Here is a 7144-nt window from a genome sequence, read left to right as displayed (position 1 = left end):
AGTTAGCAAATTCAAATAAGAATTTGTTTAATCCTGCTTCTTCTACACATCTACGGAAAGTAGGTTCGTGAAGACGAGGGGAACAAGCTGCTACAACAATTCTGTTTAAGTTTTTCTCTTTAATGTCTTCTTGGATCATTGCTTGACCTGGGTCAGAACACATGTATTTATAGTCGGTTGCGTATACAACATTTGGTAATGTCTTAGCATATTCTGCTACTTCAGGACAGTCGACTACTCCACCAATGTTAACACCACAGTGACAGACGTAAACACCTATCCTTAATTCTTCATTATTATCTCTATTTTCTTCTGCCATATTATTCACCTTGTACAAGTCGTGAAAAATATCTAATATATATAAAATTGCAATTTTTAAAAAAAGTATATAAAAATTTTTACATAATATTAGATATACATATGTAGTAAATACACATATATAAAGCTTTCTTATGACATGTTGGAGTAAAGTTTATATATGATGAAATAAAATATTGATTAAAATGGCTTTAAAAGGCATAAAACAACAGATTATTGATATTTATTTCAAATAAAGATAAATAAATGTCTTTTTAAAAAATAAAAAATTTAGGTTTGTTAAAAAATTGCAAATTTTACTACAAAATCATGATAATTATCGGGAGTGTAATCAAAGAGATTACAGTGTTGATTAATATGCAGTCAGAGGTCATTTCATAATCCAGTTTATATGTGATTACTAAAAGAAGTGACATCATTCCTGACGGCATTGCGGCTTCAATGACAGATACTGTGTGTTCAAGATTAACAAGTCCTAAATAAGTAGCTAATAGAAATGCTATGAATGGAAAGAAAGCCAATTTCATAATTGATGTAAATGCAATCATTACTCTTGATCTTTTCAATGCAGAAAAGTCAATTGATAAACCTAAAGTAACCATAATTAAAGGAATTGCACCCTGACCAAGATAGTTTACAGTATTATCCAAAACCGGTCCTATTGGGACATTGATGAAATTCAAAATCAGACCCAAAATAACTGCCCATAGTGGTGGGAAAAATGCTATTTTTTTGACTGCGGTTTTGACAGTTCCCCCAAATTTTAAAATCAGAACAAATGAAAGCAATAGAAATGTGCTTAAAGTAGCAATATCACAAAAGATTGCCCTTAAAAATCCGTCTTGGCCATAAATTCCTAAATTGACAGGATATCCCATAAATGCAGTGTTTGCAATCATTACAGTGACAAGAACAGACCATAATGTCTTATCATCCAACTTAAATTGCTTTAAAATGATAAATGAAACTGCACCTGTGGCTAGAGAAGAACCTAAAATAACGATAGGCAATATTCCCATATTTGAAATGGAATTCAAATCTGCCGTATAAATTGCATGAAAAATCATGCATGGCATCAGAATATACATTACTATTTTATTGAAAGGGTCAATGTCCTTTTCGCTTAAAAAATCGATCCGTTTAAGAACATATCCCAAACCAATCATTAAAACAATAGCTATAATAGTATTTTCAATCGCGCTCATACAACTAATTAGTTTGGATTTTATATTATATAATAATTAGGGTGTCCGCCAAAATTAGTTTTTGGCAGACTTGTTGATTTTTTTTAAAATATTGTTACATCGAGTTTTAATTGGTGTATTATTGATTCTCGTTCGCAGAAATTTTCTAAATCTTCTTTTGTATTTTTAATTTCATGAGTAATGTTGTATAATCTGATTAAGTTGTATGCCAGTGCGTCTAGATAGAGTCTTTCTTCTGTTCGTACCATTCCGATGACTACTTCTTTTTCTATTTGGAATTGTTCTTTTAATATTCCAAATGGTCCTTCAACACTTGATCTTTTGGCATATTCGTCTTTATATTCTTGTTTTTCCATTTTATGGTTCATTGCTTTTTGCATTTCCGAACCGTATTCTGTGATGGTTCTGTGTGTTTGTGAGTCGGAATAGCATTTGTTTCGTGCAATACAGTGTTTACATGCTTCATAATTGTTATAGAGTCTTTTTATTTTGTCCGGTTTTTCTGGGTCTTCGTGTGATTCTATGTATTTTGCAAAAAAGTGCAGGTAGTTTCCTTCGGGGCATTTGAATGCGTCTAATTCGTAATTGTATTCAAAATGGTCTTTATGGTATGGATTTTCGTTTAATTTTCCGATTTTTTCTTTGGATTGTTTTCTTGTTGGAATTAAACCATCTATTTTTTTATCTGCTAAGTATGATAAGCTTATTTGATTTAAATAAATTGTATCTGCACTTATATACTTTGGCATGGTTTGTATGTTTTGTATTGCTCTTTCTGCGATTGGTGGTAATTCATAATGGTCTGTAGGGTTTTGTGTGACGTTTATTGCGCAGATTAATTTGGTATCGTAATCGACTGCAGATTGAATATTATATGCAACCATGAAGTTTCCTTTCTTGCCTTTCATAAATCTAGCTTCTATATCGTTCACTGGTATTTTATCTTGTCCTGTGAATGTAAATTGTGTTTCAATGTCATATAATAGTTCTATTTTATCTTCAGTACTCATGTCTTTATTTTCTAATATTTTTTGAGCTGGTTTGTGGAGTTTTTCAAGTGTTTCAGGACTAATTGATAGTCCATTGAAGTAATCGAGCAATATTTGTGTTTCTTTTTTTGTGATGACATTGTTGTTGGAATTGAATGCTTTTTTGATGGTTCCATCAACTGCAACATGATTAAATTTAGTTAATTTTAAATTTGAAGCCTTTTTTAATGTCATTTGAACCAATACTTCAAAATAACAACCATATTCTCTCCTATACCTTTGAACTGAGCGTTCTGATGGTCGTATGTCATCAGAAACAAATTTATACACTTCATGATACCTTGCCATGTCTGCAATATACTTCGCACTCTCTACATGCTCTATTTTTGCATAAACAAGCAATTTTAACATGGAATCAATAGGTAAAGAGGCCCTTCCTTTCTTCTTTTTAGGTTCTTTGATGTTTAACATCGGATAAACTTCATCAATAAAATCCACAACAAAACGAGAAATATGATCTTCTGGAATATTACTATCTAAAGTTACAATGCCCAATTTACTCTGATTCTTATTAATTTTTCTTTTAACCATAAACTACAACTCCAAAGTAATTTATACTTAATATTAAGTATGTATAATAAAGTATATAAAGTTAACTATTATAAAAATACTTTAAATTAAATATAACAATTAATTACATAATTAATGAATAAATAAAAAAATAATAAGGGAATAAACTAAAAATGAAAAAAGTATATGTCCAATTATACGAAAATAAGAAAAAATAGGTCAAAAATTTTTCGGCCAAAAATCAAAAAATTAATTTTGGCGAACACCCATTATTAGAAAAAAAGAAAAGGTTAAAATTTTATTAGAAAAAAAGAAAAGGGTAAAATTAACTAACGATACCTTCGCTAGTAATTTTAAATACACATTCACCTTCAGGCAAATGAGGAGAATCGACTAAACGTGCAATTCTTTTACCTGCAAGACCTTTTTTAAGCCAAATTCTATAAGTGGATGCGTGACCTAAAACGTGTCCACCAATTGCTTTTGTAGGACTTCCAAAGAAAGAATCAGGTTTAGCCTGAACCTGGTTGGTTAAGAATACTGCAACATTGTAGGTATTTGCAATTTGCTGAAGTGAATGTAAATGCTGATTTAATTTTTGCTGCCTTACAGCCAGAGATTCCCTTCCAACATATTCTGCTCTGAAGTGAGCCATTAAAGAGTCAACAATAACTAATTTAATGTTAGCACCACTTTGTATAAGCTCATTGATTTTATCAACCATCAAAATTTGGTGAGCAGAGTTGAATGCACGTGCAACATGGATTCTGCTTAAGACCTGTTCTACATCCAAATCAAATCCTTCAGCGATTTGTCTGACCCTTTCAGGACGGAAAGTGTTTTCTGTATCAACAAATACGCATTCACCATCAAGACCTCCAAGTTCTTCTGGTAACTGAACTGTTACAGCAAGTTCATGAGAAATTTGACTTTTACCAGACCCGAATTCACCGAATACTTCAGTAATGGACTGAGTTTCAATTCCACCACCAATTAAATCATTGAATTCTTGGCTTCCAACAGTAATGTGACCTACATCTTTTCTTCTTTCATCAACTTCCAATGCAGTTTCGAAATCAATGTTTTCAGCTCTACGAGCAGCTTCAATAACTTTTTCAGCGACTCCTTCACCGATTTCTGCTTTAACTGATAATTCTTTTGGAGTAGCGGTTGCTAATCTCATCATATCAGCAAAACCTGCATCTCTTAATTTTTCTGCTGTTTTTTCACCAACACCTGGTAAATCTGCTAATTCTACCATAATAATCATTCCTTTTGTTTATTCATTTAAAAATATTTGTTTAAGAGTTTTTTAGGACGTAGCCTATTTTCTTCATTAAATTCATCAAAACTAACATTAGCTATAATCTCAATAGTTAAACCGTTCAGGTCTTCAAGTTTATCTTCAATTCCATAACCGTCATCTACAAGGCCAATGATTTCATCTTTTTTCATTCCGATAAGCTCTTCAGCTAATTTGTCAAAGAAGGTAACCTGGATATCACCTGTGTCATCTTCAATTCTTGTAGGAACCATAAGAAGATAATCCGGATTATCAAAAGTGTATCCGCAATTGTCACAAATGTATTCATCAATTGATTCCTCTACAGTTGAACCACAGTTAGGACATTTTTTGCGAAGAACCCTTTCTGTATTAACGTCAATGATTGTACCGGTAACGCAAATATTGGTATCATCTTCAAGTAATGATTCAATTGTTTTTGGAACATAGATTGCTTCCATTAACTCATCGATTGAAGGCAATTCTGCCAGTTCACTTTCACTAGGTTCTAAAAGAGTAGTTGCTCTTGATACATTAGCTTCAAGACGATTATCCATATTTAAAGCTAAACGAGGATTTTGTAATTTGATTCCATCACCGATTTGTCTTTCTTTTAAAGCATCTTTGTCCCATAATGCAACCCTTATAGTTCCAGTGTCGTCAGCTATTTCAATATTTCTTACATGACCGCTTTCACCAGTGTCCCTGTCGAATTCACGTACATCATACATTTCAATTATTCTACCGATGATAATTGTATCTTCTTCATCCTCATCAAGGTCTTCGATCTTTTTAGGATTGTATATTGCTTTTTCCAATGTGGATAATTCTGGAATAAACATTGCTGAAGCCTGTTCTTCTGATAATTTTATTACTCTGGAACCGCTTCCGATATTCAAGTCGACACTCATCATACCCATTCTTGTTCGGGCATTTTCAATCTGATATGCATCGCCGACAACATATTCTTCCTGAGCTCTTTCATTCCAGAAAGAAAGCTGCACTTTACCTGATTCATCAGCAAGCATTACTGAACGTACGATCCCAACAGAACCGTCATCACGCTGGAATTCGTTAACATCATTAACAGAAAGTACTCTACCAATAACATCAATTTCTTTGCCCTCATCATCAATTTCCTGTACCTGACCGATTGGTACAGGTCTTAACTGCTCTCTAATTCCTTCGAATTCATCCAATTCTTCAGTTGTTAAATTTTCAGGATTGATTGTGATTTGAGTATTGAAGTTGGTATTCATTGAATAACCGCTTTCAGTATAATCATCAAAACGAACATCTCCACCGATAATTTTGATAATATCTCCCTTATTTATAGGTAAAGCTGTATCATCACCCCAGACAGTTACTCTGATAAATCCTGTTGAATCTCCAACATCGAAGTTTCTTAATCTTCCTTCGGTGTTGTCTTTTTTTCGCAAGAATGTTCTGATATCCTGAAGTCTTATAACAACACCTTTAATAGAAACATCTTTTTCCTCACTTAAATCACCAATTTGGGAGAATTCCTGTTCTATTTCAGGAACGTCAAATTCACCTTTCACAATTCTACCATCCCAATGGCTTAAAGATATTTCCGGATTACCATCCCTGTCTGTTCTTTCACGAGCTTGAGCTGAAAGGATTTTTACAGTATCTCCATCTTCTAATTTTAAATCTTCAATTAATTCAACATTTTTATTCCATAAGGTGTAGGTGATTTTTCCTGTTGCATCCTGTAATTCCAAAGATGCAACTTTTCCTTGTTTTCCATTTTTCTCATAGCTTCTAATGGTAGGGATTCTCAATATTCTTGCAATTATATTCACTTTGGTATCAGGTTCTATGTCTGCGATATCTGTAATTGTTTCCTCATAAACAGGATATTTAGAAGGATCGTCATCCAAATGCGCAATGGTTGATCTAGGTATCAGATTAGCTTCAAGACCTGAATAACCTTCTTTAATATCGACATTCTTAATCTGGATAATATCTCCTTCATGGAACTTGTTTAAAAGAGGCATATTCTGAGTCCAGAAGACACATCTCATTGTACCGGTATTGTCCTGAAGTTCAACATTGCAAACTTCTCCGCTCTTACCTTTACGAGTTTTAAAAGATCTTTTATTGGAAATTGAAATAACTCTGCCTGAAACATTAGCTCCTCTGCTATCCTTTTCCAAATCAGATATAGATTTATTGGAGTATTCAGGTCTGTCAGATATTGTTTCAACTTCTTCTTCCTTATCTTCAAACTCACTGACAACCATTCCAGCAAATGTATCATCAGTGTAAAATGAGATATCTGCATTTTCATTTTTGAGTTCGTTCATACGTGATAAGAATTTTTCTTCTGAAACTTTATCCTTTACCTTATCATAATATTCTTTAAGTTCTTCAGTCATTGTAAATCCGACATCCTCCTGGGAGGTTTCATCATCTGAAGAGATGTCGAACGGCATTTCTTCTGAATCATCATTTGAAGGTTTTGAAAAAATTGATGTGTCAACACCGTTATAGTTCTGAACAACCATTTGGGCTGCCTCAAAATCATCTATAAAGTCAACACCACTGTTATCTTCTTTCATTTTTTCTATTTCTTCTAAAAACTCTTCTTCAGAAAGTTGATCTTTGATTTTTTCATATAATTGTAAAATTTCTTCTTGCATACCAAACCCCTCATAGAAAAGTTAATTATAATTTTATAATTATACTCTATATAAAGTATTAGAGAGAGCATTTGAAAAGTAATATTTTAAAAAAAATTTGATATAAATATAGTT

General features: G+C 32.6%; 4 protein-coding genes and 1 pseudogene. All 5 read right to left on the bottom strand.

Translation table 11 applies throughout. The features are described 5' to 3' along the window. A pseudogene (locus QZN33_RS01115) lies at positions 1–319 on the bottom strand (disulfide reductase); the annotation flags it as partial. A 298-nt stretch (positions 320–617) separates the two neighbouring features. Then, complete coding sequence (locus QZN33_RS01110; RefSeq protein ID WP_296788640.1) at positions 618–1523, bottom strand: AEC family transporter; 906 nt, start codon at positions 1521–1523, stop codon at positions 618–620. 83 nt (positions 1524–1606) lie between these two features. Then, entirely contained in the window at positions 1607–3103 is a 1497-nt protein-coding gene (locus QZN33_RS01105) for a transposase (RefSeq protein ID WP_296788636.1), read from the bottom strand. Positions 3104–3407: 304 nt separating this feature from the next. Then, the gene (gene radA, locus QZN33_RS01100) at positions 3408–4343 is read right to left on the bottom strand and encodes a DNA repair and recombination protein RadA (RefSeq protein ID WP_292738638.1); all 936 of its coding nucleotides are present in this window, start codon (positions 4341–4343) and stop codon (positions 3408–3410) included. A gap of 26 nt (positions 4344–4369) precedes the next feature. Beyond that, a complete protein-coding gene (locus QZN33_RS01095; RefSeq protein WP_296788633.1) occupies positions 4370–7030 on the bottom strand; it encodes an OB-fold nucleic acid binding domain-containing protein in 2661 nt (886 codons plus the stop codon). Positions 7031–7144 lie beyond the last annotated feature (114 nt).

The sequence above is a fragment of the uncultured Methanobrevibacter sp. genome (genome assembly GCF_900314615.1).
In the GTDB taxonomy this organism is placed as follows: Archaea; Methanobacteriota; Methanobacteria; order Methanobacteriales; family Methanobacteriaceae; genus Methanocatella.
This window is presented reverse-complemented; position numbering and strand designations above follow the sequence as displayed.

Excerpts from the sequence above, each read along its gene's own strand:
- QZN33_RS01110 (WP_296788640.1), bottom strand. The coding sequence starts at position 1,523 with ATGAGCGCGATTGAAAATACTATTATAGCTATTGTTTTAATGATTGGT.
- QZN33_RS01105 (WP_296788636.1), bottom strand. The coding sequence starts at position 3,103 with ATGGTTAAAAGAAAAATTAATAAGAATCAGAGTAAATTGGGCATTGTA.
- radA (WP_292738638.1), bottom strand. The coding sequence starts at position 4,343 with ATGGTAGAATTAGCAGATTTACCAGGTGTTGGTGAAAAAACAGCAGAA.
- QZN33_RS01095 (WP_296788633.1), bottom strand. The coding sequence starts at position 7,030 with ATGCAAGAAGAAATTTTACAATTATATGAAAAAATCAAAGATCAACTT.